Here is a 26,941-nt window from a genome sequence, read left to right on the forward strand (position 1 = left end):
GGACAGCGAGAGGAGTTGTCGCCGAATGAACCACGCGAGATTCTTCAAGGCATCCTCCGGCCGACGCTATCCCTTGTTGCTCTCCGCAAAGCTGCTCTTCCGCGGCAGCCGGATCGTGAACTCCGTGAACGCGCCCGGCTTGGTTGCGACATCGATCGTGCCGCCGTGCTGCTTCACGACGATGTCGTGGCTCATCGACAGCCCAAGGCCGGTGCCTTCACCCGCCGGCTTGGTGGTGAAGAATGGATTGAACATCTTCTCCCGGACCTCGTCGGCAATGCCGGTGCCGTTGTCGCGGATGCGGATCTCGACGCGGTCGCCGCGGTCGCGCGTTGCGGCGATCACCGTTGCCTCGTAACCCGCGGCGCCGTCCGCCTTGCGCCTGGTGACCGCATGGAAACCGTTCGAGATCAGGTTCAGCAGCACGCGGGTGATCTCCTGCGGAAACACTTCCGCCTGCCCCGCTGCCGGATCGAGCTCGCGCTTCAGCGTCACGTCGAACCCCGGCTTCTCGGCGCGTGCGCCATGATAGGCGAGGTTGAGACTTTCCTCGACCAGCGCGTTGATGTCGCTCAGGCCGTGCTCGCCGCCGCCTTCGCGCGAATGCACCAGCATGTTCTTGACGATGGAATCGGCGCGCCGTCCGTGCTGCACGATCTTTTGCAGATTATCCTTCAAAAGCCCCGTCAGCTCGTCGACCTCGCTGCGGACGTCGTATGCGAGCGTGACCGGCGCCAGCACCTCATTCAATTCGTCTGTCAGCTCGGCGGAGAGCGAAGCAAAATTATTGACGAAGTTGAGCGGGTTCTTGATCTCATGGGCGATGCCCGCCGTGAGCTGGCCGAGGGAGGCCAGCTTCTCGGTTTGGATCAGCCGGTCTTGCGCGGCGCGTAAGTCGTCGAGCGATCTGGCAAGTTCTCTGGTGCGGTCCTGCACCTCGTTGAACAGGCGCGTGTTCTCGACCGCGATCACGGCCTGGTCGGCAAAGGTCTTGAGCAGGTTGATCGCCTTGTCGGCGAAATGACCGGGCTCCGGCCGCGTCACGGCAATGGTGCCGATCGCAACGCCGTCGCGCAGCATCGGCACGACGAGGATGCTGCGATAGCCGCGGGTCCGCGCCAGCTCCTTCATGGCCTCGGTGAGACCTGGCTCGTTCTGCATGTCGCTGCGGAAAGCATATTCTCCGCTTGTCGCCACCCGACTGTGAATGCCTGACGACGTCAGCGGCGCCGGAAAGGAGCTCAGCAGATCGGCGTTGCCGGCCTCGTTGTCGGTGGTGAAGGCGGCCAAATGCAGCATGCCGTCGATGACACGGGTGACGGTGGACGAGTGTCCGCCGATCAGCGCCTTGGCGCTGTCGGAGATGGCCTGGAACACCGGCGTGACATCGGCGGGCGAGGCCGCGATCACCTTGAGGATGTCGGCGGTCGCGGTCTGCCGCTCCAGCGCTTCCCTGGTGGCGTTGAACAGGCTGACATTCTTGATCGCGATCACCGCCTGGTCGGCGAAAGTCTGCAGCAGCCGCACGTGATGCTCGGCGAACCGGCCGGTCGTCCGCCGCGTGGCGATGATGATGCCGATGGCTTCGCCCTCGCTCATCAAGGGCGTGAACAGCATGCTGCGATAGCCGCGGGCGCGCGCGATGTCGCGCGCCGCCGGCTCGAGCTCGGTGTCGGGCAGTTGCGCCGCTTCACCCTCGGCCACGAGCGGGTAGGGCGGGAATTGCGCGAATGGCACCGGGAACGAGGCCTGAAGCACGTGATCGCCGGCCGGATCGGTCGGCGTGAACGCCGCAAGATGCGCGGCGCCGTCGATATAGCGCAGCACCGCGGTGGAGAAGCCGCCGATCAGCCGGTTGGCGTTGGTGGCGATGGCCTCGAACACCGGCTGCACGTCAGAGGGCGAGGCGGCCATCACCTTGAGGATGTCGGCCGTCGCGGTCTGGCGCTCTAGCGTCTCCTTCGTCTCGTTGAACAGGCGTGCATTCTCGATCGCGATCACGGCCTGGTCGGCGAAGGTCTGGAGCAGCTGCACGAGGTCGGGCGCGAACGCGCCAGGTTCGGCACGCGTGACGCTGATCATGCCGACCGGCGTGCCCCGGTTCATCAGCGGCATGAACAGCACGCTGCGGAAACCGCGCAGCCGCGCCAGCTCCCGGTTCAGCTCGGGGACGTCGGCAGCCTCGCTATCGGGAAACTGGATCGTCTCGCCGTCGCGCACGAGGGCAAACGTCGGGAAGTCCGCGATCTTGCGCGGAAAGGACGCCTTCAGACCTTCATCGGCTTCCGGGCTGGTCGGCGTGAACGCCACGAGGTGCAGCTCGTCGCCGATGAACTGAAGCACGGTGGCGGAGAAGCCGCCGAGCAGGCGCTTCGAGCTGGACGCGATCGCCGCGAACACAGGCCGCGCGTCGGAGGGCGAGGCCGCGATGGTGCGCAGGATCTCGGCGCTGGCACTCTGGCGATCGCGTTCGACCGCAAGCTCGCTGCGCAGCCGCGCGTTCTCGGTTGCGGCCGACTGCAATCGGCGCTCGAGGTCCTCGATATCGTGGGAAGCGGTGGTCATTCCTAATCCAGCTCGATGCCGCGACATGCGCGGCACCGGGCCGGATTATCACATCTCCTGCGGCCGGAGCCAGCGCTCGCGGCGTTGCTGAAATCCGATCCCCCTCACGTCCCGGGCCGTGACACCTCGGTCTCCTTGCTGGTGATGAACTCCAGCAGCACCGGGACGCCCTCCTGCGTCTTCTGGATGCCGCGCTTGATCGCGGGGACGATGTCCTCCGGGCGCGTCACCCGCTCGCCATGGCCGCCAAAGGCGCGCGCCATTGCGGCATAGTCGCCGGAGATGTCGGTCGAGCGATATTTCTCGGTCGAGACGGGCATCACCTTCAACTCGATCGCCATCGAGAAATTGTTGAGCAGGATCGACATGATCGGGATGCGCTCGCGCACCGCGGTCTCGAAATCCATGCCGGTGAAGCCGATCGCCGCATCGCCCCAGACATTGATGCAGAGCTTGTCGGGCTTTGCCAGCTTGGCGCCCATCGCGAGCCCAAGGCCATAGCCGAGCTGTGTCGTCTTGCCCCAGCCGAGATAGGTGAGGGGCTCGACCGACTTCCAGAACGGCGAGAGCTGGTCGCGCGGGCTGCCGGCATCATGCGTGATGATTGTGTTCTTGATGTCGACCGTGTGCTGGAGGTCCCAGAGCACGCGATAGGGGCTGAGCGGCGCATCGTTGCTGGTGAGCTTCGGCATCCATTTCGCCAGCCACTCCTTGTGCGAAGCCGCAATCTCGGCCGCGACGGCCGACGCATCACGATCGGATGTGACGGACTTGCCGATCTCCTCCAGCAGCGCGTCGAGCACGAGGCCGGCATCGCCGACGAGGCCGATCGTCGCTTCCACGTCCTTGTTGAGATGGTTCGGGTCGACCGTCGAGTGGATGATGGTCTTGCCCTTCGGCATCGCGATTCCGAAATTGGTCTCGGTGAAGGAGCAGCCGATGCCGAAGATGACGTCGGCCTCGCTCAGAAATTTCGGCACCGCGCGAGGCACCGCGAGCCCGCCCGAGCCGAGCGAGAGCGGATGCGTTTCCGGAAAGGAGGACTTGCCTCCGAGACTGGTGGTGACGGGGATCGCCAGACGCTCGGCGAGCCGTTTCAGTTGTGGCCACGCCTGCGCGTAGTGCACGCCCTGGCCGGCATAGATTACTGGCCGCCTTGCGTTCACGAGGAGGCTGGCTGCTTCCTTGACGTGAACGGGGTCGGCGCCATAGCGGGTGCGCAGCACCGGTGTGTAGTTCAGCGGCTCCGGCACCTCCTCGTTCCACATGTCCGAGGGAATTTCGACGATCACGGGTCCGCCGCGGCCGTTCTTCAGCTTGGTGAAGGCGCGACGGAAGATGTTGGCGACCTCGGTCGCGAGGATGATCGGCTCGGACGATTTCGCGAACGGCTTCATCGCTTCGCTGGAATTGAAGTTCGGCTCAATATGCGCAAGCCGGCGCTGATAGCCCATCGGCAGCACCAGCACGGGCACGGATTCGCCGAAGCACTGCGCGACCCCGCCCATCGCGTTCTCCGCACCGGGGCCATGCTGCATGCAGAACGCGCCGATGCTGCGGCCCGACGTCACCCGCGAGATCGCATCAGCCATGTGGATGCCGACGCGCTCCTGCCGCACCATCACCGGCCGGATATCCGCTTTCGCTGCGTGCTCGATCAGATGGTTCACCGGATAGCCGCAGAGGATCTCGATCCCCTCGCGCCGCATGATTTCCGCGATGGCAGTGCCGAGCTTCATGGCGTCTCTCTCCCTTGCAGGCCGGTTGGTCCGGCTGATTGGAGGAGAGAGGATCAGGAAATGGGAGAAGGGTAAAGCGCGGGGCCCGGGAGGTCAGCCATGCAGGACGGCCGCGCCCGTCGATGTCGAATAGACGCGGTCAGCCCAACGCTTGACCCAGGTCAAGCCGGTAGCCCGTGGCGGCATGTCATTGTCGCGGTCAGGGAACGACATGACAGTCTCATCACTCAATTCTTCCGGGGACCCATGGATTTGAGCCTCACGAGCGATTCTGACGGCGCCACTGCCGAGGAAAAACACATCGATACGAGGCGGCCCGGAACGGACTCACAACAGGGTCTCACCCCGTCGCAAGCGCAGGCGAGGCTGAAGGCCGAAGGCTTCAATGAACTGCCGCGTACGGGGCGGCGAACGATCCTGGGCCTGGTTCTCGAGGTTTTGCGCGAGCCCATGCTGCTGTTGCTGCTGGCGGGTGGCCTGATCTACTTCGCCCTGGGCGATCTCGGCGAGGCGCTGCTGCTCCTCGTGTTTGCATCGATCTCGATCGTCATCACCATCGTGCAGGAGGCGCGCACCGAGCGCGTGCTCGACTCCTTGCGTGATCTCACCAGCCCCCGTGCCCTCGTAATCCGCGGCGGCGAACACATCCGCATTCCCGGCCGCGAGGTCGTTCGCGGCGACTTGATCATGCTCTCCGAGGGAGACCGCGTGGCAGCGGACGCCACTGTCCTCACATGCGACGATCTGCTGCTGGATGAATCGCTGTTGACGGGAGAGTCCGTCCCGGTCCGCAAGCTGGCGCGTGCCATGCTCGAACAGCCGGGGGTGCCGCATGCCGGCGGCGACGATCATCCGTTCGTGTTCTCCGGCACGCTGGTGGTGCGCGGAACCGGCGTGGCCGAAGTCACCTCGACCGGGATCAGAAGCGAGATCGGCAAGATCGGACAGTCCCTGCAGTGTCTGACGACGGAAGCGCCGCGCCTGAAACAGCAGACGACGCGCCTGGTCGCCATGTTCGCGATCGCCAGCGGCTTCGTCATCGCCGCGACCGTGCTCCTGTATGGCCTCTATCGCGGCGGCTGGCTGGAGGGCGTGCTCGCCGGCATTGCGCTCGGCATGTCGATGCTTCCAGAAGAATTCCCGGTCGTTCTGACCGTGTTTCTCGCCATGGGCGCCTGGCGCATCTCGCAGGCGCGCGTGCTGACCCGGAGGGCCTCCGCGATCGAATCGCTGGGGGCGGCAACCGTGCTCTGCACGGACAAGACCGGCACACTGACGGAAAATCGCATGACAGTGGCGCGTCTGATGCTGCCCGATGGCGCGCAGTACACGCCGGAGGTCGCCGCACGCGCGGAGCCCGCGTTCTATCGGTTGATCGAAACCAGCGTCCTCGCCTGCGTTCCGGAGCCGTTCGATCCCATGGAGAAGGCGCTGCATGCGCTTGCGCCGGGGACCGGCACCGGCTTGCGGCTCGTGCGGAGCTACGGCCTGCGTCCCGACCTGCTCGCCATGTCGAACGTGTGGCATGGACACGGTGACGAATGCATCGTCGCAGCCAAGGGCGCGCCCGAGACGATCGGCATGCTCTGCGGGATGAACGCGGAACAGCTGGCTGAATTAGGAGCGCGCGTAGACGCGCTCGCCCAAGAAGGGCTTCGCGTGCTCGGCGTGGCGCGGGCGACTTGTGCGGCGACCAACCTTCCGGAGACGCAGCGCGACTTTTCTTTCGGCTTCTGCGGCCTGACCGGCTTCGTGGATCCGCTGCGGCCCGAAGTGAAGGGCGCCGTCGCCGAATGCCGGTCCGCCGGCATCCGTGTGGTCATGATCACCGGCGACTATCCCGCAACCGCATCCGCGATCGCGACGCGCGCCGGCCTCGATCCCGAACGTATCGTGACGGGTGCGGACGCCGAAGGCATGGCCGATGCCGAGCTTGTCCAGGCGGCGCAGGGACAGGCCGGGTTCGCGCGCATTGCGCCGGCCCAGAAGCTGCGCATCGTCAGTGCGCTCAAGGGCGCCGGCGAGATCGTTGCCATGACGGGCGACGGCGTCAACGACGCGCCGTCGTTGAAGGCGGCCCATATCGGCATCGCCATGGGCGGCCGCGGCACCGACGTGGCGCGCGAGGCGTCGTCGATCGTTCTGCTCGACGACGATTTCGGCTCGATCGTGAAGGCGATCCGTCTAGGACGCCGGATCTATGACAATCTTCGCAAGGCGATGAGCTTCATCCTCGCCGTCCACGTTCCGATCGCCGGGCTTGCGCTGCTGCCGCTCGTGACCGGGATGCCGCTTCTGTTCGGGCCGGTCCACATCGCGTTCCTCGAAATGATCATCGATCCCGTCTGCTCGCTGGTGTTCGAGGCGGAGACCGAAGAGCGTGACGTGATGCAGCGGCCGCCGCGTTCGCCGGACGAGCCGCTGCTGCCCAAATCCCTGCTGGTCTGGTCGGCGCTCCAGGGTGCGCTCGCGCTGGCTTTGACGGGGGGCGTGATGGTGATGGCGAACGCCTACGGCATGCCCGCGAACGAGGTGCGCGCCCTGACGTTCTTCTCGCTGGTGCTGGTGATCGTGAGCCTGATCTTCGTCAACCGCTCATTCTCGACATCGCTGGTCGAAGCCTTCACCCGGCCGAACCGAACCCTGGTCATCATCGTGCTGTTTGTGACGAGCGTGCTCTCTTTGAGCCTTGCATGGCCCGCCGCCGCCGACCTGTTCCGGTTCGGCCCGCTCCATGCCGACGATCTCGCCGTCACGGTGGCGGCCGCGCTGGTCTGCCTGGTGGTGTTGGAACTGTCGAAATATCCGCTACGCCGTCGCCGGTCTGCAGTAGGAAAGGTCTGACAGACCTTTACTTGCAATTCTTGCAGATCGTCAGCTTTCGCTTCAACGCATCGTCTTCCTGATCCACCGACGAGGGATCGGCGGCATCTGCGCTGGATTTGGAGCTCCTCGCTGCGCGTGACCTCGCAGGTGCCGCCTGACTTGCGGTCTCATTATCGCCGTTTACGCTTGCACTGAAGCCATCGTAGTCGGCGGCCGGATTCGGCGCCGGTAATGCATTGGGCGGAGCAATCGAGACCGGCGGTTTGGCCGATGTCTGCGCTCTCGCGCAGTCCTGCGACCAGGCACCGGCCAGCATGAGGCCGAGAGCCAGGAGTGTCGCGCGTCTCATTGGCATCCTTCAAGCAGCCCGGATTCGGTTGATAGTATGGCTCGTCGAGCAACGATCGTGCTCAAGACTATCAGGACTCGCCTAGCCGTCAAAGCGGGCGCAGCGAAGCGATCCAGGATCTTTCCCGGGGAGGGGTCCTGGATTGCTTCGCTGCGCCCGCAATGACGAGATCGGAGAGTGTCTGCGCGCGGCTGGCGCCGGCGCGCATGGGGCGTCGCCTCAGGCCTGTCGTCGCTACTTCAGCGACGAACTGATCGAGTTGAATTTGTTGTTGAGAAGCTGGCTGCCCGTGTTGTTGACGACGGTGACGATGGCCAGTGCAATGCCGGCGGCGATCAGGCCGTATTCGATGGCGGTGGCGCCAGTCTCATCGGCAAGGAAAGACCTAAGCAAACGCATTGCCAACTCCTCTTCATCCAATCCAATGTCTGGTCGCGTCGTTTTCGAATGCGAAAATCGATCGAATAGATTTTCTGCGCGCCAAAACAATCAGACCCGGGCGAGCGCGCCCCAGTTTCATACGGTAACATTCATTAACTTAAGGTTCCCTCATCCGGTCCAAATGGATGCAAACTGCACGTTGCCTGCGTACATCCGCAACGTTCGCTAGGACATGATCGTCGGGCGGGGGAGGCGGCGTTTGAGCACGGCCGTGAGGCGGCCGACGAAATCCTTCATCGTGCCCGGCTGCCAGCGCGCTGCCGTGCCCGCGGCCCGCTCGCGCTCGGTCGCGTCGCTCACGATGCCGATGTAGTTCTTTCTGACGTCCTGCTGCTGCACGGCACGCAAACCTTGGCTCGATCGGAGGGCTGGGACCATGCTGTGCGCAAGGCCAACCAGTGCTCAACTTCGTGTCCCCTGGGAATACTCTGGTTCATGCGCAGCGCTGGGCCGTCGCGGAATCCACGGTCGCGCTTAACGGATTGTTGAACCTGTTAGTCAACGGCTCGGCAAGCATGTCGATCGAGCGTGCCGATCGTCGCTCTCATTCGCGCCGGCCGTCCGCATTCAGGGCCCGCAACATGGCGATGCGAGCGAACATCACCCAGCCGCCCCCGGTCTCGGCTGCATTGATCAGGGTCTCGATCGCGGTCTGCCAGTGTGCTTCGTGCTGGGCGTCCTCGGGCAGCTGCATGACGTAGTCAGCCGCGTCCTGCAACGTGACCAGCTTGCGCCTGTCGCTCACGCGAACCGGATCGTCGAACGCCGTCGACCAGGGCATGTCAGTCTGGCCGACCGGCGAGAGGGGACATCACGGGAAGATCGCTTGGTGTGAAGCGCCTAGCTGGCCTTCTTGGCCCGCGCCGGCGCGCGCACCGGCTTCTCGGCCTTCTTCGCAGCGTCTTTAGGTGCGGTCTTTGCCGCGGCGTCCTTGCCACCCTTGCCCGATATCGGCAGCAGCATCTCGCGCTGGCCCTCGACGCGCTTCTTCGGCTTCTTGCCCTTGACGGTCTCCTTGACAGTTTCCTTGGCGACCTTCGCCGCGGGCGCAGCGTCCTTCTCGGTCGCGAGGCTCTTCTTCAGCGCGTCCATCAGGTTGATGACGTTGCCACCGGTCTTCGGCGCGGCCTTGGCCGCGATCGGCATGCCGCTGCGCTTCTTGTTGATGAGGTCGATCAGCGCGGTCTCGTAATGATCCTCGAAGAGTTCGGGTTCGAACGCGCCGGACTTCTTCTCGACGATGTGCCTGGCGAGATCGAGCATGTCCCTGGTCAGCTTTACGTCCTGGATGTCGTCGAAATACTCCGTCTCGCTGCGGACCTCATAGGGATATCGCAGCAGCGTACCCATCAGCCCGCTCTCGAGCGGCTCCAGCGCGATGATGTGCTCGCGGTTGGTCAGCACCACGCGGCCGATCGCGACCTTGTCCATGCTGCGGATGGTCTCGCGGATCACCGCATAGGCGTCATGGCCGACCTTGCCGTCGGGCACGAGGTAATAGGGACGGATCAAATAGCGGTTGTCGATGTCGGCCTTCGGCACGAACTCGTCGATCTCGATCGTGTGCGTGGAGTCGAGCGCGATGTCGTCCAGCTCGTCCTTGGTGACCTCGATATAAGTGTCGGTGTCGACCTTGTAGCCCTTGACGATGTCCTCGGACGTCACCTCGTCACCGGTCTCGGCGTCGACCTTGAGGTACTTGATCCGGTGGCCGGTCTTGCGGTTGATCTGGTTGAAGGAGACCTTCTCGGTATCCGAAGTGGCCGGATAGAGCGCGACCGGACAGGTCACGAGCGACAGACGCAGAAAACCCTTCCAATTGGCGCGGGGGGCCATGGGCTACTCCAAACGCAACGGGGACAGATGACAAAGATACCATCGGGGAACAACGAATCATAGCAAGGGGCGTTGCCGATCTGGCAACTGCGTTAACCGGCCGCTGGGCCCGCGCGGCTGCGGCCTGATCGGAGCGCAAAAGTCGGAACATCGCATTCAATCACGCGTTGGCTCGGGACACGGCTGCGAGGAGGTCGCGGCTAACGAAGCGACATCCAGAGATTGAGGGCATCATGGCAACCACGCGAGAGCAGCATCGTATCGTCGAAACTCCGACCGAGGCTCGTCAGGGTGAGCCCGGACCTTCGGTAGCGGCGCTGCTCGCCATCTCGACCGGACTTGCGATCCTGATCCTCGCCGTCGTCTGGTTCGTCTTCTTCCGGACCTGACGGGCAGACCAACACGCCTCGGACCCTTCCTATTCGCCGCGTGACGCGGCACATTGCGCCCGCCAAGACGCCGGTTCGCCGGTCGGACTGGTGGGCGCAGTCGTATCGGCCGGCGGGAATTCTAAATGACCAAAAAGTAACGTTGGCGGGTTCCCCGCGTTCATATTCAGTTCACGCCGGAATTGCTCATCTCTGGCGCAAGATGCAGCCAATCCTTGGAGACACGCGTGCGCCTGCTCGTTGTTGAGGACGACCCCGATCTCAATCGCCAGCTCACCAAGGCGCTGACCGACGCCGGCTATGTCGTCGACCGCGCCTTCGACGGAGAGGAGGGGCATTATCTCGGCGACAACGAGCCTTATGACGCCGTGGTGCTCGACATCGGCCTGCCGAAGAAGGACGGCATCTCGGTGCTGGAGGCATGGCGCCGCAACGGGCGCACCATGCCGGTCCTGATCCTCACCGCGCGCGACCGCTGGAGCGACAAGGTGCAGGGCTTCGATGCCGGCGCCGACGATTATGTCGCAAAGCCGTTCCATCTGGAGGAGGTGCTGGCCCGGATCCGCGCGCTGCTGCGCCGCTCGACCGGCCACGCCCAGAGCGAGCTCAGCTGCGGCCCCGTCACCCTCGACACCAGGACCGGCCGGGTCAGCGTATCCGGCAATCCCGTGAAGATGACCTCGCATGAATATCGGCTTCTGGCCTATCTGATGCACCATTCAGGGCGCGTGGTTTCCCGCACCGAGCTGGTCGAGCATCTCTATGACCAGGACTTCGACCGCGACTCCAACACCATCGAGGTCTTCGTCGGCCGCATCCGCAAGAAGCTCGACGTCGACATCATCCAGACCGTCCGCGGCCTCGGCTATCTCCTGACCCCGCCGCCGGCTCCGAGCGCTTGAGCCCCTCGCGGACTTGACGGGAGGCCGAACAGGGGCCTTGGTCCGGTCATGACATCCGACGACCTGACATCGCGCCTTCCGGGTTCATGACCGATGGCCGCTAGCTCGCTTGCGAACCGCCTGTTCCTGTCGGCGACCGCCTGGCTCGTGGTGATCCTGGCCATCACCGGCGTCGTGCTGTCGTCGGTCTACAAGGACGCCACCGAGCGCGCCTTCGACCGCCGGCTCAATCTCTACCTGCGCACGCTGATCGCGGAGGTCGCGACCCCCGACGAGCCGCCGGACCGCCAGTTCCAGTCGCTCGGCGAGCCGCTGTTCGAGCTGCCGCTGTCCGGCTGGTACTGGCAGATCACCCGAACCGACACCGAGAAGCCGGAGGTGCGCTCCTCGCGCTCGCTGTGGGACAAGAAGCTGCCGAAGCTCGAGGAGCAGGGCGCCGAGCTCACCGCCGCGGGCATCCGCCTCGCTTATGTCGACGGTCCGGAGGGGCAAAACCTGCGCATGGTGGAGCGACCGGTCGATCTCGGCGCCGACGGCAAGTTTCTCGTCAGCGTCGCCGGCGACGACACCGAGATTTTCGATGAGACGCGGAGTTTCGACTACTATCTCGGCGGCACGTTCACGGCGCTCGGCATCGTGCTGCTGCTGACCACGGTGTTTCAGGTTCGCTTTGGCCTCGCGCCGCTCAAGCGAATCTCGGAATCCATCGCCGACATCCGCTCCGGGCGGGCGGAGCGGCTCGAGGGTGAATTCCCGGTCGAGATCGCGCCTTTGGCGCGCGAGACCAATGCGCTGATCGACGCCAATCGCGAGATCGTCGAGCGCGCGCGCACCCATGTCGGCAATCTCGCCCACGCCATCAAGACGCCGCTCTCGGTCATCGTCAATGAAGCAGGCAGCCACCCGGCCGATCCATTCGCGTCCAAGGTGATGGAGCAGGCCGACGTGATGCGCGACCAGGTCGCCCATCATCTGGAGCGCGCGCGGATTGCAGCGCGGATCTCGGTGGTCGCGACCGTGACGGAGGTGGCGCCCGCCATCGAGGCGTTGCGGCGGACCATGGAGAAGATCCACCGCGACCGCGGCATCGTGGTCGAGGCCAAGGCCGATCCGTCGGCCAAGTTCCGAGGCGAGCGGCAGGATCTAGAGGAGATGGTCGGCAATCTCGTCGATAACGCGTGCAAATGGGCGGCCTCGCGCGTCCTCATCGAGGTTTTGGTCGAGACGCCGCACCAGACCGGCGCGGGCCCGCGTCTGCGGATCATCGTCGACGACGATGGCCGCGGCCTGTCGGAGGCTGAGCGTGCCCAGGTCGCCCGGCGCGGCCAGCGGCTGGACGAATCCAAGCCCGGCTCCGGATTGGGGCTGTCGATCGTGACCGACCTCGCCGCCCTTTATGGCGGCAGCCTCTCGCTCGGCGGCGCGCCGACCGGCGGTCTGCGGGCGGAGCTGGTCCTTCCCGGACTGTAATCCATTGTTTCCACGAGATTTTTCGTCTCCCCAGCGGAAACCGCGAGCATTCGGGGGCTCTTCCTAAACGGCTTCTTAAGTTGGGATCTCCTATGATCGCGCCCGGACGCATCCCAGGTCCGCCATTTTACCATGCATTACCCGGGCGCATGAGCCAGACATCGATCGAGCGGCTGAGGGAATATCTCGCGCAGCTCCCGCCGCAGGCGCAGGCGCTGCTGATGCGGGAGTTCGAGCGCGCGCTGGAGCGTGGGCAGGACACGGCAGTGGCAACCCTCGTGCTCGAGCAACTGCGCAAGATCGTCCGCAAGAGCGAAGCCGACGACGCCTCGCCACCTCGCACGGACGATCTGTCGCGGCTGCTGTTTCAGGTGCTGGAACCGTTCCTGGTGGAGGCGGGTGCCCCTGTCAGGGTCGGGCAGATCCGCCGCTCCTCGCTGCATCCGATCTGGCAATGGCTCGGCCGCGACGGCGCGCCGGACAAGGTGAATGAGTTCGAGGCGGCGCTGGCCCGCATGCCGGCGGACAATGCAGGGCAGGTCGAGGCCCTGGCCTCGAAGCTCCAGGGGGTGGCTGCGGACGCCATCTTCGAACTGACGGGGCCCGGCGGCGGAGACAAGTCGCGCGCGCTCGCCCGTGTCGGCCCGCCCAACGTGATCGAGGACCTCTATTCGATCGGTGCGGTGCTCCAGGTCCGCGAGGCCATCGCGGCCCTGAACGAGAAGCTGCCGCGCTTCCTGCGCGCCTTCGGCGATTCCCAGATCGCCTCGGTGACCTCGGCGCTCAACATCCCCGTGCTCCAGACGCCGCAGATGCTGCCCTTTGCACTGTCGATGGTCGTGCAGCGGATGAGCGCGCCGTGGCAGATCATCCGCCTCGCCATCAAGATTGCCGCATCCGACGACGAGATCCGCGTCGCGGCAACGCCCTACGGTGTCGCCGTCACCATCGCCCTTCACGATTTGTCCCGCGTTGCCGCGATCCTGCGCATGGATATCAAGCGCGGCCATTTCGACAATGTCGCCGACAATCTCAAGACACTGCATGACGGTGTGCGGGGCCTGCGCACCGAGCTGGACCTGCGCAACGATTCTGCCTGGGGCAAGCAATTGACTTCGATCCGGGCCGACATCTCCAATGCGCTGCAATCCGAGATCGACAGCGTTCCCGGCCGTGTCCGCCGCATCCTGCGCCAGCGCCCCGAGAAGGACATTCCGCCGGGGGCGCGGATCGACAGCACCGAGGTCGAGGAAGCCGTGGCGCTGATCGATTTCGTCGCGACTTGCCGCAACTATGCGAGCGAGCTCGCGATCAACGAGGTGACGCTGCGCACCTATTCCGATCTTCAGCAATATGTCGAACGCTCGACCGAGCAGCTGGTGCAGGCGCTGCGTGCCGCCGATCACAAGGTCCGCACCTATCGGCAGCAGCAGGTGCAGGCCGCGATCCGATTCTGTCAGGTGCTGTTCGGCGACGACTACGCTTCGCTGATGAGTCGTGCGGCAGAAAACGCGCTCACGGGCGAGCGCAAATCGTCGCGTGCAAGCGGATAGAAACGCATCGTTTCGTGATCACAATTTTAAGTTGACCGTGGGGTCGGCGAGCCCTACGTTCCCGTGCAAGTCCGGGGAACTTCTATTTGTGGGCGCATGAAACCCGTTATCAGCTCCATCGAAATCGAGAACCGCGTCATTACTGCCAAATATCAACGACTAATGGTTGGCGCAAAGGTGGTGCTGGTCGAGAAGGCAAGCGGTCGGCAGTTGCCGGAGACGGTCACCAGGGTTGCCTCGCCGGTTCCCGTCGGCGCGCTGCGCATCAGATTGCCGGAGGCGATCCGGGCAGGGACGTACTTCCTCAAGGCCTTCAACGGGCACGGCGAGGACGCCGCGCAAAGCACGGACTTCGAGATCGGCTAAGCCGTTGGAGTTTCACCGTTTCGGGACCGCCTGCGGTCGCGCCGAATTGACAATTGTCAATTGCCGCCTCGTCTAGCCGTGGTGTAAAGCCACCTATGGGCGCGGATCGTGCGCCGCCGGAAGCTTGCCAGATGACGCTATGGTTCGTGTTCGCGCTGATGACGGTCGCGGCGATTTTCGCCGTGCTCCTTCCGCTCGGCCGCAGCGGACGCGCGCAAAACCAAGGCAGCGAAGTCGCGGTCTATAAGGACCAGCTGGCCGAGATCGAGCGTGATCTCGGTGCGGGCCTGATCGCCGCCCCTGAAGCCGAGGCCGCGCGCGTCGAGATCAGCCGCAGGCTGCTTGCCGCGGCCGGCAGCGAGGCGGCGTTGGAGCCGAAGTCGAGCCTGAAATGGCGCCGAGCGGCAGCCGTGCTGGCGCTGATCGGCCTGCCGCTGGTTGCGATCGGCGTCTACATGCCGCTTGGCTCGCCCAGGCTTCAGGACTTTCCGCTGGCGCAGCGCGAGCGCGGGCCGGGGTCCAACACGCTCGAGAATATGGTCACGCAGGTCGAGCAGCATCTCGAGAAGAATCCGACCGACGGCCGTGGCTGGAACGTGCTCGGGCCGGTGCTGCAGCGGCTGGGCCGCTTCGACGATGCGGTGCGCGCCTATCGCAACTCGCTGACCTATAATGGTGAGACGTCGGAGCGCCGGGCCGATCTCGGCGAAGCGCTTGCGGCCGCTGCCGGCGGCGTCGTGACTGCTGAAGCCAAGACCGAGTTCGAGCGCGCGCGCGCGCTGGACGCCGACGATCCCAAGGCGAACTACTTCCTGGGGCTCGCCGCCGAGCAGGATGGACGCAAGGAGGATGCGGCCAATATCTGGCGCGCGCTGCTTGCGAAGGCGCCGGCGGATGCGCCATGGCGTGCCCTGGTGCAATCGTCGCTGGCGCGGGTCGGCGGAAGTACGATGCCGGCGCTGTCGGACGAGACGATCGCTGCGTCCAAGGATATGGCCGAGGGCGATCGCAACGCGATGGTGCGCGGCATGGTCGACCGCCTCGCCACGCGGCTGAAGCAGAACGGCGACGATGTCGACGGCTGGCTGCGCCTCGTGCGCGCCTACCTCGTGATGGGCGAGCGCGACAAGGCCGTCGGGGCATCGGCTGATGCCCGGCAGGCAGTCGCCGGCAATGCCGAGCGTCTGCGCCAGCTCAACGACGGCCTCAAAACTCTCGGGCTCGACGGATGACGATGTCGGGACGAGGCGAGCGGAGAACGGATACGCCATGACGCGCAAGCAGCGACGTATGACCATCATCGGCGGCTCGCTCGCCGTGCTCGCGCTCGCGGCCGCGCTGGTGCTCAACGCATTGCGCGACTCCATCGTGTTCTTCTCGACGCCGACGATGGTCGCCGAGAAGCACGTCGAGCCCGGCAAGCGGTTTCGCCTTGGCGGCCTGGTGCAGCCCGGCTCGCTCCAGCGCGGCGACAATCTCATGGTGACCTTCGAGGTCGCCGACGGCAGCGCCAAGCTTCCGGTCGCCTACAAGGGCATCCTGCCCGACCTGTTCCGCGAAGGGCAGGGTGTCGTCGCCGAGGGCGCACTGGACTCCAACGGCGTGTTCAAGGCCGACACCGTGCTCGCCAAGCACGACGAGACCTACATGCCCAAGGACGTCGCCGATGCCCTGAAGAAGCAGGGGCACTGGAAGGATGATTACGATCCCAAAGCCTCCGGCGGCAGCAAACCTCAAGCCGCGACGGCGCAGGGCAATCCGCAGGGAGCGGTGCGGTGATTGCGGAAACAGGACACTACGCATTGGTGCTGGCGCTCGGTCTCGCACTGATCCAGTCGATCGTGCCACTGGTCGGCGCGCGCCTGCGCGATCCTGCGCTGATGAACGTGGCGCGCTCCACCGCGCTGGCGCAGCTCTTGTTCGTCGGCGCCTCGTTCACCGCGCTGGTGATGCTGCACGTGAACTCTGATTTCTCCGTCGCCAACGTCTACGAGAATTCCCACTCGATGAAGCCGCTGCTCTACAAGATCACCGGCGTCTGGGGAAACCATGAAGGCTCGATGCTGCTGTGGGTGTTGATCCTTGCTCTGTTCGGCGGCCTCGTTGCGGCATACGGCAACAATCTGCCGCTGTCGCTGCGTGCGCATGTGCTCGCCGTGCAGGCATGGGTCGCCAGCGCCTTCTATCTGTTCATCCTGGCGACGTCGAACCCGTTCCTGCGCATCGCCAATCCGCCGATCGAGGGACGCGACCTCAATCCGGTGCTTCAGGACATCGGCCTCGCCGTGCATCCGCCGATGCTCTATCTCGGCTATGTCGGCTTCTCGATCTCGTTCTCCTTCGCCATCGCGGCGCTGATGGAGGGCCGGATCGATGCGGCCTGGGCGCGCTGGGTGCGGCCGTGGACGCTGGTTGCCTGGATCTTCCTGACGCTCGGCATCGCCATGGGCTCATACTGGGCCTATTACGAACTCGGCTGGGGCGGCTGGTGGTTTTGGGATCCGGTCGAGAACGCTTCGTTGATGCCCTGGCTCGCCGGCACCGCGCTGCTGCATTCGGCGCTGGTGATGGAGAAGCGCAACGCGCTGAAGGTCTGGACCATCCTGCTGTCGATCCTGACCTTCTCGCTGTCGCTGCTCGGCACGTTCCTGGTGCGCTCGGGCGTCATCACCTCGGTGCACGCCTTCGCCACTGATCCGACTCGCGGCGTGTTCATCCTGCTGATCCTCTGCCTGTTCATCGGCGGCAGCCTGGCGCTGTTCGCGGGACGCGCGACGTCGTTGAAGCAGGGCGGCCTGTTTGCGCCGATCTCGCGCGAGGGCGCGCTGGTGCTGAATAATCTCCTGCTCACGGTTGCCTGTGCCGTCGTGCTGTTCGGCACGCTCTATCCGCTGGCGATGGAGATGCTCGCCGACTTCAAGATGTCGGTCGGTGCGCCCTTCTACAATCTCACCTTTGGCCCGCTGTTCGCGCTGTTGCTGCTCGCCGTGCCGTTCGGGCCGCTGCTGGCGTGGAAGCGCGGCGATCTGCTCGGCGTCACCCAGCGTCTGCTCGCAGCCGGCGTTGCCGGGCTCGTCGTCGTCGCCATCGTTTGGGCCTGGGTGCGGGGCGGCAGCGCGCTGGCGCCGCTCGCGATCGGGCTCGGGGTCTTCGTCATTGCCGGCGCCGTCACCGACCTCGCCGAGCGGACTGGCCTGGTCCGCCTGCCGTTCGCAACTGTGCTGCACCGTGCGCGCGGCCTGCCGCGCTCGGCCTGGGGCTCCGCCTTTGCACATGCCGGTCTCGGCGTGGCGCTGATCGGGATCGTTTGCGAGACCACCTGGAACAGCGAACATATCGCGACGATGAAGCCGAACGACGTCGCTCAAATCGCAGGCTACGACGTGAAGCTCGACGGCTTGCTTCAGCGCCAGGGTCCGAACTACCGCGAGATGATCGCCGAGTTCAACGTCAGCCGCGACGGTGAGCCTGTCACCGTCATGACGCCGTCCAAGCGCAGCTTCACCACGCGCGGCTCCTCCACCACCGAGGCGGCACTGATGACGCGTGGCGCGAGCCAGCTCTATATCTCGCTCGGCGATGCCACCGCCGAAGGCGCCATTGCCGTGCGCATCTATTACAAGCCGATGGTGCTCTTGATCTGGTGGGGGCCGGTGCTGATGGCGTTCGGCGGCGTGCTGTCGTTGTCCGACCGGCGCCTGCGCGTCGGCGCGCCGAAGCCGGCGCGCGCCAAGCAGCGCCTCCAGCCGGCGGAGTGATCCGATGCGCTGGATGCTGGCTGCGTTCGTGGCGCTGCTGCTGTTGGCCTCGCCTGCCGCGCTCGCTGTGCAGCCCGACGAGATCATGTCGGATCCGGTGAAGGAAGGGCGCGCGCGCGAATTGTCGCGAGAGCTGCGTTGCATGGTCTGCCAGAACCAGTCGATCGACGATTCCGACGCGCCGCTGGCGCGCGATCTCAGGCTCCTGGTGCGCGAGCGCATCGCGGCGGGCGACAGCAATTCGCAGGTGCTCGACTTCCTGGTCGCGCGTTATGGCGAGTTCGTGCTGCTCAAGCCGCGCTTCGAGCGGCAGAACCTGCTTTTGTGGCTGCTCGGACCGGTGCTGCTGATCGGCGGCGGCCTTGCGTTATGGCTGCAAATCCGGCGTCGTGCGCGAAGCGGTGCAGACGTACCGGCTCCACCGCTCTCGCCGGAAGAGAAAGCGCGACTCGCTTCCTTGATATCGGACGACGCGAAGTCGTCCTAGCTACGCAATGATACGTAGGCCGCCGGGAAGCGCGAAGTCGACGAGTTCATCGTCAGCGTCTGGGCGAGCTGACGTCGCCAAAAACCTGATCTGGCGTGCGTCACCGGAACTCGACTAAGTTCCTGGAGCGCAACGTTTTTTTGACTGCGCTAAACTGCCGCATCCACTTGCGCTTCATTACGAAAGTTTAACCCCGCCGCCAGCGCACGGTAAGGCGGGAGCCCCCATGTTCAGGTCCGTAAGGTGCCGCCATCCGGCGCCAAAAGAATTTCAAGGCCCTGGAGATCTCTACATGACCGACCGTCCCGACCTCTCGAACCTTCCGTCCTACCGGCAGCCGCGCCGGTCGGTGTTCTCCGCACGCAAGATCGCGCTGATGGCCTCGGTCGTCGCCGGTCTCGGCGCGGCCGTCTATGGCTTCAGCCCCTCGACCTCGCCGGCAGACCTGTTCGCGAGTCCGGCGCATGCGCAGGTCAACAACGAGGTCCGCAAGGTCGAGCGTCCGGTCGGTTTCGCTGATGTCGTCGAGCGCGTGAAGCCGTCGGTGATCTCGGTGAAGGTCAACATGAAGGAGAAGGCCGCGAGCAACGATGACGGCGATGACCAGTCCTCGCCGTTCCAGCCGGGCTCGCCGATGGAGCGCTTCTTCCGCCGCTTCGGCGGGCCGGATGGTATTCCCGGGCTGAAGGGCGGTCGTGGCCGCGTCGTGCAGGGCCAGGGCTCCGGCTTCTTCATCTCGGCCGACGGCTATGCCGTGACCAACAACCACGTGGTCGACGGCGCCGACAAGGTCGAGGTCACCACCGACGACGGCAAGACCTATACCGCCAAGGTGATCGGCACCGATCAACGCACCGACCTCGCTTTGATCAAGGTCGAGGGCAGCTCGAACTTCCCGTTCGCCAAGCTTGCCGACAGCAAGCCGCGGATCGGCGACTGGGTGCTCGCGGTCGGCAATCCCTTCGGCCTCGGCGGCACCGTGACCGCAGGCATCGTCTCGGCCAGCGGCCGCGACATCGGCAACGGCCCCTATGACGATTTCATCCAGATCGACGCGCCCGTGAACAAGGGCAATTCCGGCGGTCCGGCCTTCGACACCAACGGCGAGGTGATGGGCGTCAACACGGCGATCTACTCGCCCTCGGGCGGCAGCGTCGGCATCGCGTTCTCGATCCCGGCCAACACCGTCAAGAGCGTGATCGCCCAGCTCAAGGACAAGGGCTCGGTCAGTCGCGGCTGGATCGGCGTGCAGATTCAGCCGGTGACGTCGGATATCGCCGACAGCCTCGGCATGAAGAAGGCCGAAGGCGCGCTGGTGGCGGAGCCGCAGGCGAACGGTCCGGCGGCCAAGGCCGGTATCGAGTCCGGCGACGTCATCACCGCGGTCAACGGCGAAGCCGTCAAGGACGCCCGCGAGCTTGCGCGCACCATCGGCGGCATGGCGCCCGGCGCCACCGTGAAGCTCAACGTGCTGCACAAGGGCCAGGACAAGGTGGTGAACCTTACGCTCGGCCAGCTGCCGAACACGGTCGAGGCCAAGGCCGACACCGACACTGACAGCGGCAAGGGTGCGAGCCGTGGCACCGATGTGCCGAAGCTCGGCATGACCGTTGCGCCCGCCAATTCCGTCGCCGGTGCTGGCAAGGAAGGCGTCGTGGTCACCCAGGTCGATCCGAAGAGCGCCGCGGCCGAACGCGGCTTCAAGGAAGGCGACGTGATTCTCGAAGTCGGCGGCAAGAGCGTTGCCACCGCCGGCGAAGTCCGCGACGCCATCAACACGGCGCGGACTGACAACAAGAACAGCATCCTGATGCGCGTGAAGAGCGGCGGCCAGTCGCGCTTCGTCGCCGTGCCCATCGCCAAGGGCTGAGGCGTCAGGAGGCTTACGAGATGAAGGGTGTCGCCGGCATCAGTCGCCCCCGCCGGTGGCGCCCTTCGGGGGAGCAGCGCAACGCTCGCTTCCCCTGTCTACCTTCCGGTGGAATTACGCCCCCCTCCGTCGGAAGGCCTAGGGCGGTGAGGTCCCCCCAGCCTCACCGCCCGCCTTTTCCCCGCTCCGAGATGGTCCCGCTCGGCTTGCATGCGATTGCCGTCCGCGCCATGTTTAGAGAAGGTTCACGCCCTTGACTGCCGCCGAACGCACGATGCGCCTCCTCATTATCGAAGACGACCGCGAATCCGCCGACTATCTCGTGAAGGCGTTTCGTGAGGTCGGGCACATTGCCGACCACGCCGCCGACGGCGAGGAAGGCCTCGCCATGGCCGAGAGCGGCGAATACGACGTGCTGGTGGTCGACCGCATGCTGCCCAAGCGCGACGGCCTGTCGTTGATCGGCGCGCTGCGTGACAAGGACAACAGCACGCCGGTGCTGATTCTCTCCGCGCTCGGTCAGGTCGACGACCGCATCAAGGGCCTGCGCGCCGGCGGTGACGATTACCTGCCGAAACCCTATTCCTTCGCCGAGCTGCTCGCCCGCGTCGAGGTGCTGTCGCGCCGCCGCGGCGGACCCGCCGAGGACACGCTCTACCGCGTCGGCGATCTCGAGCTCGACCGTCTCTCCCACCGCGTGGCCCGCGGCAAGGACGAGCTGACGCTGCAGCCGCGCGAATTCCGCCTGCTCGAATACCTCATGAAGCATGCCGGCCAAGTGGTGACGCGCACCATGCTGCTCGAGAACGTCTGGGATTATCATTTCGATCCGCAGACCAACGTGATCGACGTGCACATTTCGCGGCTACGCTCCAAGATCGACAAGGGTTTCGAGCGCCCGCTGCTGCACACGATCCGCGGCGCGGGGTACATGATCCGTGACGGCATTCGGTAAACTCGTCCGCACCACGGCGTTCCGGCTGACGCTGGTCTATCTGCTGCTGTTCGCGATGTTCGCGGCCTCGCTGTTGGCCTATTTCGCCTGGAACACGCGGCGCCTGATCACCGAGGAAATCACGCAGACGGTCAATGCCGAGACCTCGGAGATCAGCGAGATCTACGGCCGCAGGGGCTTGCGCGGCCTCGTGCTCGCGATCGAATACCGGGCGCTGCGGCCGGGCGCCAACCTCTACCTCGTGACCACGCCGACCGGACAGGCGATCGCCGGCAATGTCGGCTCGCTCGCGCCCGGCGTGATGGCGACGCGCGGCTGGTCCGAGACGGCCTATCGGCGCATCGAGGATGCCGACGAGCGCGATCATCGCGCGCTGGTGCGCGTCACCGAGCTGGAGAACGGCTTCCGTCTTCTGATCGGCCGCGATCTCGACGAGCGGCGGCGGCTGTTCGGCATCGTGGCAAAGGCCGCGCAATGGTCGGTCCTGATCGTCGTGGTGCTCGGCCTCGGCGGCGGCATCTTCGTCGCACGCCGTGTCTTGAGGCGCATCGACGCGATGACCGGCACCACGCAGCGGATCATGTCCGGTGATCTCAGCGAGCGCCTGCCCGTGGGGCGCAGCGGCGACGAGCTCGACCGTCTCGCCGAGAATCTCAACGCCATGCTGGAGCGAATCGAGGCGCTGATGGCGGGGCTGAAGGAAGTCTCCGACAACATCGCGCACGACCTCAAGACACCGTTGACGCGCCTGCGCAACCGCGCCGAGGAGGCGCTCGCCAAATCCGGCTGCGAGGCTGACTACCGTGCCGCGCTGGAGCGAACCATCGAGGAATCCGACGGGCTGATCCGCACCTTCAACGCGCTCCTGATGATCGCGCGCGCCGAGTCCGGACAGGCGCGCGGCAACATGGACGACTTCGACGCCGCCGAGGTCGCGAACGGCATCCACGAGCTCTACGAGCCGCTCGCCGAAGACGACGGCATGACGCTGAAGGTCAGGTGCGAGCCGACGCCGGTTCACGCCAATCGCGAGTTGATCAGCCAGGCGCTCGCCAATCTCGTCGAGAACGCGATCAAATATGGCAAGCCTGCGGCGCAGGCCGCGGGAACCGTAGTCAGCATGGACGCGAGGCAGATCACGATCGAGGCGAAGCGCGATGGCGACCGAGTGCTGCTGAGCGTTACCGATCGTGGCCCGGGCATCCCGGAAGCGGACCGCAAGCATGTGGTCGAGCGATTCGTGCGGCTGGAAGCCAGCCGCACGCTGCCGGGCTCCGGCCTCGGCCTCAGCCTCGCCTCGGCGGTTGCAACATTGCACGGCGGCGAATTGCGCCTGGGCGATGCGCATCCCGGCCTCGTCGCCACGCTCGTCCTGCCGGCGCGCGCGGGCGCCGGCGACAGGGTTGCTCCGCCAATACCGGATGTGCCACAGAAGGTGGCATGAACCACTCCGCGCCGGGAAACGCGGACAAGCATGGTGAGAGCCTCGCCGCACGCTTCGCGGAAGCTCCCTGTGTTGCCGCTTCCACAACCGACGAGACTCGTTTTTCGAATTGGCTGGCCGAACTCGAGCCGGCGCAGTCGGCCCGTCTCGAATCGCTGCTGGTTCGTCCCTTCGCGCGGGATATTCTGACCGGCATTGCGGAATTCTCGCCCTATCTGTTCGAGCTGGTGCGCGCCGATCCCATGCGCCTGATCCGGTTGCTCGAATGCGATCCGGATGCGCATCCGGCAGGCTTGATGGCGGAGGCGAGGGGCGCCGTGCTCGCGGCGCCTGACGAAGCCGAGGTGATGCGACTGCTTCGCCGCATGAAGGCGGAGGCTGCGCTCCTGACCGCGCTGTGCGACATCGGCGGCGTCTGGCCGGTGATGCGGGTGACGGCGGCACTGACGGACGTCGCGGTGTTCTCGGTCCAGGCGGCGCTCCAGTACCTGCTGCGGCAGGAAGCCGCACGCGGCAAGCTCTTACCGCCCGATCCTGAAGCGCCCGAGATCGGCTGTGGGCTGATCGTGCTCGCGATGGGCAAGATGGGCGCAGGCGAGCTGAACTATTCCAGCGACATCGATCTCATCGTGTTCTTCGACCCCGAGGCGACGACACTCGCGCCCGATATCGAACCGCAGCCGTTCTTCGTGCGCGTGACGCAAGGAATGGCGCGCATCCTCCAGCAGCGCACCTATGACGGTTACGTCTTCCGCGTCGATCTGCGCCTGCGGCCAGATCCGTCCTCGACACAGGTGGCGATCTCCCGCGACGCCGCGCTGAATTATTACGAGCGGGAAGGACGTACCTGGGAGCGCGCTGCCATGATCAAGGCGCGCGCCTGCGCCGGGGATCCCAAAGCGGGCGAGGCATTGCTGGCCGAGATCGCGCCGTTCGTCTGGCGCAAGCATCTCGACTTCGCCGCACTCGCCGACGTGCACGACATGAAGCGGCAGATGCAGACCTATCGCGGCCAGAGCGAGGTCGCCGTCGAAGGCCACAACGTCAAGGTCGGCCGCGGCGGCATCCGCGAGATCGAGTTCTTCGCGCAGACTCAGCAATTGATCGCCGGCGGCCGCCATCCGGAATTGCGGGTGCGGCCGACGCTCGAAGCCCTCGACGTGCTCGCCTCCAGCAACTGGATCACCTCTGCCGCGCGGGACGAACTGGCCACGGCCTACGAATTCCTGCGCCGTGTCGAGCATCGTCTTCAGATGATCGCCGACGAGCAGACCCATACGCTGCCCGAGGACAAGGAGGCGGTCGAGCGTTTCGCCTGGTTCTTCGGTTATCCGGATCGCGAGGCTTTTGCGCGCGACCTGTTGCGCCAACTCGGGATCGTGCAGGGCCACTACGAAAAGCTGTTCGAGGGCGACGATCCGACCGGCACGGCCAAATTGCCGGCGCTCGATTACGGCGCGGGTCCAGACGATCCGCGCCTGCTCCAGCACATTGCCGCGCTCGGCTTCAAGAAGCCTGCCGCGGTGGCGCAGACCGTGCGCGATTGGATCACCGGCGATTATCGCGTGTTCCGCAATGAGGCGACGCGAAGCGCCTTCGTCGAGTTCGTGCCGGCCCTGATCGACGGTCTCGCCCATGCCGAGGAACCCGATCGCGCCGTGGTTGCGTTCGATCATTTCCTCGGCGCGCTCCAGCGCGGCGGCCGGCTGATCACGCTGCTCGGCCAGAACCGCGATCTCGTCGCGCTGGTGGCGCTGGTGCTGGGTGCGGCGCCGCGGCTCGGCGAGATGCTGGCGCGCAAGCCGCAGCTGATGGACGGCCTGATCGATCCGCGCTTCTTCGGCGCGATGCCGGACAGGCAGGAATTGTCGGGACGGTTAGCTGCGACCGTGCAGGATGCCGGCTCATACGAAGAGTTCCTGGATCGCCTGCGCCTGTTCGGGCAGGAGAGTCTGTTTCTGATCGGCACCCGCATCCTGTCCGGCACCGTCTCGGCGCAACAGGCGAGCACGGCCTTTGCCGATGTCGCAGAAGGCATCGTCCACACCGTGCATGGCCTCGTCGCCGACCGCTTCGCCGCCCAGCATGGCCGCATCAAGGGGCAGGAGACCGCGATCATCGCAATGGGCCGGCTCGGCAGCCGCGAGATGACGGCCTCGTCCGATCTCGACCTGATCCTGCTCTACGATTTCGACAGCGACGATCCGGACTCCGACGGGCCGAAATCGCTGCAAGGCGCCCACTATTTCGCCCGCTTCACCCAACGCCTGATCAGCGCCTTCACGACGCGCACCAATTACGGCGTGCTCTACGAGATCGACATGCGGCTGCGCCCGTCGGGCCGTGCCGGTCCCGTGGCTTCGAGCCTCGTCTCGTTCGCGGACTACCAGGCCAACGAGGCTTGGACCTGGGAGCACATGGCGTTGACGCGCGCCCGCGTGGTGTCGGCCTCGCCCGAATTTCGCGAGCGGATCGAGCGCGTCATCCGCGACGTCCTGACCCGCCGCCGCGATCCCGCCATCACCGCCAACGACGTCGCCGACATGCGGCGTGCCATCGCCCAGGAGAAGGGCGAGGCCGATTGCTGGGACATCAAGCATGCCGCCGGCGGCATGGTCGATATCGACTTCATCGCGCAATATCTCCAGCTCGTGCACGCTCACGACAAGCCGGAGATCCTCGACGTCAGCACCATGCAGGTGCTGGAGAACGCATGCAGGCTTGGCGTGCTCCCGCAATCCGAGACCGAGATATTGCGCGCCGCCGCGCGCCTCTATCACGACCTGACGCAGATCCTGCGGCTCTGCGTCAGCGACCGCTTCAAGCCGGAAACAGCAGGCACCGATCTCCAGCGCGTGATGGCGCGTGCCGGCGATGCGCCGGATTTCTCCTCGCTGGAGGCGCGGGTGAAGGAGACGCAGAGCGAGGTGCGTCGCGTCTTCACGGCGCTGCTGGAAGGGACGTCGTCTGCTTCAGCGCGGTGAGGGCCTCGCGCACGTCAGGCGCGAGGCCGGCGCCGCCCGCGTCGAGATGGGCGAAGATCGCGCGCTTCATCCGTGGGTCCCAGAATTTCTTGATGTGCTCGGCAATTCCCGGCACGGCCTTGTCATGGCCCTGGCTCTGGAAGAATCTGCCGATCTGGTTGGCCATGTAGATCAGGCGGTCAGGCGACATCGGCAACCTCCGTGGCATGGCGGGCGACGATACGGTCACCATGCGAAAACACCTCGAACCCGTCCTGGCGGGCAATGGCGATCAACGTGATGCCGGCGGCTTCCGCCGTCCGCACCGCGAGCGCGGTCGGCGCGGAGACGGCGACCATCACGGGGGCGCCGATCGCGGCCGTCTTCTGCACCATCTCCACCGAGACGCGGCTCGTCAGCAGCACCATGCCGCCGCATGCATCGGTGCGGCTGCGCGCCAGCGCCCCGGCGAGCTTGTCGAGCGCGTTGTGGCGGCCGACATCCTCGCGCAGCGCGACGATGTTGCCGGTAGTAGACCAGAAGGCGGCGGCGTGAACGGCACGGGTCTGCAAATTGATCGATTGCAGCGGCGCGATAGCCTGCATCGCCGCCATGATCTCGTTTGGCGTGAAGGTCTGTCCCTGCGGCACGACCGCCGCGGGCCGCACCGCCTCGGCAATGGACTCGATGCCGCAGATGCCGCAACCGGTCGGGCCTGCGACGTGGCGGCGACGCTCGCTGATGCGCGCGGCATCGTCCGATGCGAGCCACATGCGCAGCTCGATGCAGTCGTCGAGCCGGACTACGTCGAGCGAGCGGATGTCGTCCACTGACTTGACGATGCCCTCGCTCACGCTGAAGCCGACGGCAAAATCTTCCAGGTTCTGCGGCGTCCCCATCATGACGGCGTAAGTGCCGCCATTGTAGGTCAGCGCCAGCGGCGTCTCCTCCGGGATCAGCCGCGCGCCTTCCGACGCGGCGCCGTCACGCCAGATCTCGCGGTCGATGGCCTGCACGGGCACGTGCAT

Annotated in this window: 22 protein-coding genes; 14 read left to right on the top strand and 8 right to left on the bottom strand. The window is 65.6% G+C overall.

The genetic code is table 11. The annotated features are described in order from the left end of the window. Positions 1–66: 66 nt before the first annotated feature. Together BCCGELA001_RS14020 and BCCGELA001_RS14025 are read right to left on the bottom strand one after the other, a co-directional pair. Complete coding sequence (locus BCCGELA001_RS14020) at positions 67–2,565, bottom strand: GAF domain-containing sensor histidine kinase (RefSeq protein ID WP_008553734.1); 2,499 nt, start codon at positions 2,563–2,565, stop codon at positions 67–69. 104 nt (positions 2,566–2,669) lie between these two features. Next, the gene (locus tag BCCGELA001_RS14025) at positions 2,670–4,304 is read right to left on the bottom strand and encodes a thiamine pyrophosphate-requiring protein (protein ID WP_008553736.1); all 1,635 of its coding nucleotides are present in this window, start codon (positions 4,302–4,304) and stop codon (positions 2,670–2,672) included. A 246-nt stretch (positions 4,305–4,550) separates the two neighbouring features. Between BCCGELA001_RS14025 and BCCGELA001_RS14030 the strand changes: the two genes are divergently transcribed. After that, entirely contained in the window at positions 4,551–7,148 is a 2,598-nt protein-coding gene (locus BCCGELA001_RS14030) for a cation-translocating P-type ATPase (RefSeq protein ID WP_008553737.1), read from the top strand. Between the two features lie 565 nt (positions 7,149–7,713). Here BCCGELA001_RS14030 and BCCGELA001_RS14040 read toward each other — a convergent pair. The 4 genes from BCCGELA001_RS14040 to ku all read right to left on the bottom strand — a co-directional run bounded on the left by BCCGELA001_RS14040 (position 7,714) and on the right by ku (position 9,756). Further along, on the bottom strand, positions 7,714–7,878 hold the full coding sequence (locus tag BCCGELA001_RS14040) for a Flp family type IVb pilin (RefSeq protein ID WP_008553742.1): 165 nt from the start codon (positions 7,876–7,878) through the stop codon (positions 7,714–7,716). Positions 7,879–8,085: 207 nt separating this feature from the next. Then, positions 8,086–8,259 carry a hypothetical protein gene (locus BCCGELA001_RS38305; RefSeq protein ID WP_060737648.1) on the bottom strand — a complete coding sequence of 58 codons (174 nt, stop codon included), beginning with the start codon at positions 8,257–8,259 and terminating at the stop codon, positions 8,086–8,088. A gap of 205 nt (positions 8,260–8,464) precedes the next feature. Continuing rightward, positions 8,465–8,701, bottom strand: coding sequence for a hypothetical protein (locus BCCGELA001_RS14050; protein WP_008553746.1), 237 nt, complete (start codon positions 8,699–8,701; stop codon positions 8,465–8,467). A gap of 59 nt (positions 8,702–8,760) precedes the next feature. Then, positions 8,761–9,756 carry a non-homologous end joining protein Ku gene (ku, locus tag BCCGELA001_RS14055; protein ID WP_060735577.1) on the bottom strand — a complete coding sequence of 332 codons (996 nt, stop codon included), beginning with the start codon at positions 9,754–9,756 and terminating at the stop codon, positions 8,761–8,763. Positions 9,757–9,989: 233 nt separating this feature from the next. Between ku and BCCGELA001_RS38310 the strand changes: the two genes are divergently transcribed. The 13 genes from BCCGELA001_RS38310 to BCCGELA001_RS14115 all read left to right on the top strand — a co-directional run bounded on the left by BCCGELA001_RS38310 (position 9,990) and on the right by BCCGELA001_RS14115 (position 25,934). Then, positions 9,990–10,145, top strand: a complete 156-nt coding sequence (locus BCCGELA001_RS38310) for a hypothetical protein (protein ID WP_008553760.1) — start codon at positions 9,990–9,992, stop codon at positions 10,143–10,145. 227 nt (positions 10,146–10,372) lie between these two features. After that, on the top strand, positions 10,373–11,047 hold the full coding sequence (locus tag BCCGELA001_RS14060) for a response regulator transcription factor (RefSeq protein WP_008553761.1): 675 nt from the start codon (positions 10,373–10,375) through the stop codon (positions 11,045–11,047). A 93-nt stretch (positions 11,048–11,140) separates the two neighbouring features. Continuing rightward, the gene (locus BCCGELA001_RS14065; protein WP_060735578.1) at positions 11,141–12,517 is read left to right on the top strand and encodes a sensor histidine kinase; all 1,377 of its coding nucleotides are present in this window, start codon (positions 11,141–11,143) and stop codon (positions 12,515–12,517) included. A 149-nt stretch (positions 12,518–12,666) separates the two neighbouring features. Beyond that, entirely contained in the window at positions 12,667–14,070 is a 1,404-nt protein-coding gene (locus BCCGELA001_RS14070) for a hypothetical protein (RefSeq protein ID WP_060735579.1), read from the top strand. 96 nt (positions 14,071–14,166) lie between these two features. Beyond that, entirely contained in the window at positions 14,167–14,436 is a 270-nt protein-coding gene (locus BCCGELA001_RS14075) for a hypothetical protein (RefSeq protein WP_060735580.1), read from the top strand. A gap of 131 nt (positions 14,437–14,567) precedes the next feature. Next, entirely contained in the window at positions 14,568–15,668 is a 1,101-nt protein-coding gene (ccmI, locus tag BCCGELA001_RS14080) for a c-type cytochrome biogenesis protein CcmI (RefSeq protein ID WP_060737649.1), read from the top strand. Between the two features lie 37 nt (positions 15,669–15,705). Continuing rightward, positions 15,706–16,215 (top strand): cytochrome c maturation protein CcmE, encoded by a 510-nt coding sequence (gene ccmE, locus BCCGELA001_RS14085; RefSeq protein ID WP_008553789.1) that lies wholly within the window; start codon positions 15,706–15,708, stop codon positions 16,213–16,215. Beyond that, positions 16,212–18,194, top strand: coding sequence for a heme lyase CcmF/NrfE family subunit (locus BCCGELA001_RS14090; RefSeq protein WP_060735581.1), 1,983 nt, complete (start codon positions 16,212–16,214; stop codon positions 18,192–18,194). The genes ccmE and BCCGELA001_RS14090 overlap by 4 nt, the downstream gene beginning before the upstream one ends. Before the next feature lie 4 nt (positions 18,195–18,198). Next, positions 18,199–18,681, top strand: coding sequence for a cytochrome c-type biogenesis protein (locus BCCGELA001_RS14095; protein ID WP_008553792.1), 483 nt, complete (start codon positions 18,199–18,201; stop codon positions 18,679–18,681). Between the two features lie 292 nt (positions 18,682–18,973). Next, positions 18,974–20,551 (top strand): Do family serine endopeptidase, encoded by a 1,578-nt coding sequence (locus BCCGELA001_RS14100; protein WP_008553794.1) that lies wholly within the window; start codon positions 18,974–18,976, stop codon positions 20,549–20,551. Positions 20,552–20,825: 274 nt separating this feature from the next. Beyond that, the gene (locus BCCGELA001_RS14105; protein WP_008553803.1) at positions 20,826–21,506 is read left to right on the top strand and encodes a response regulator transcription factor; all 681 of its coding nucleotides are present in this window, start codon (positions 20,826–20,828) and stop codon (positions 21,504–21,506) included. Continuing rightward, entirely contained in the window at positions 21,490–22,950 is a 1,461-nt protein-coding gene (locus BCCGELA001_RS14110; RefSeq protein ID WP_008553804.1) for a sensor histidine kinase, read from the top strand. Before BCCGELA001_RS14105 ends, BCCGELA001_RS14110 begins: the two co-directional genes overlap by 17 nt. Beyond that, complete coding sequence (locus tag BCCGELA001_RS14115) at positions 22,947–25,934, top strand: bifunctional [glutamine synthetase] adenylyltransferase/[glutamine synthetase]-adenylyl-L-tyrosine phosphorylase (protein ID WP_060735582.1); 2,988 nt, start codon at positions 22,947–22,949, stop codon at positions 25,932–25,934. Before BCCGELA001_RS14110 ends, BCCGELA001_RS14115 begins: the two co-directional genes overlap by 4 nt. Here the strand turns inward: BCCGELA001_RS14115 and BCCGELA001_RS14120 are convergent. Both BCCGELA001_RS14120 and fdhD read right to left on the bottom strand, forming a co-directional pair. Further along, positions 25,891–26,124, bottom strand: a complete 234-nt coding sequence (locus BCCGELA001_RS14120; RefSeq protein ID WP_008553816.1) for a formate dehydrogenase subunit delta — start codon at positions 26,122–26,124, stop codon at positions 25,891–25,893. The two genes, BCCGELA001_RS14115 and BCCGELA001_RS14120, sit on opposite strands and share 44 nt — an antisense overlap. After that, a complete protein-coding gene (gene fdhD / locus BCCGELA001_RS14125) occupies positions 26,114–26,941 on the bottom strand; it encodes a formate dehydrogenase accessory sulfurtransferase FdhD (protein WP_008553818.1) in 828 nt (275 codons plus the stop codon). Before fdhD ends, BCCGELA001_RS14120 begins: the two co-directional genes overlap by 11 nt.

Source organism: Bradyrhizobium sp. CCGE-LA001 (assembly GCF_000296215.2).
GTDB lineage: Bacteria > Pseudomonadota > Alphaproteobacteria > Rhizobiales > Xanthobacteraceae > Bradyrhizobium.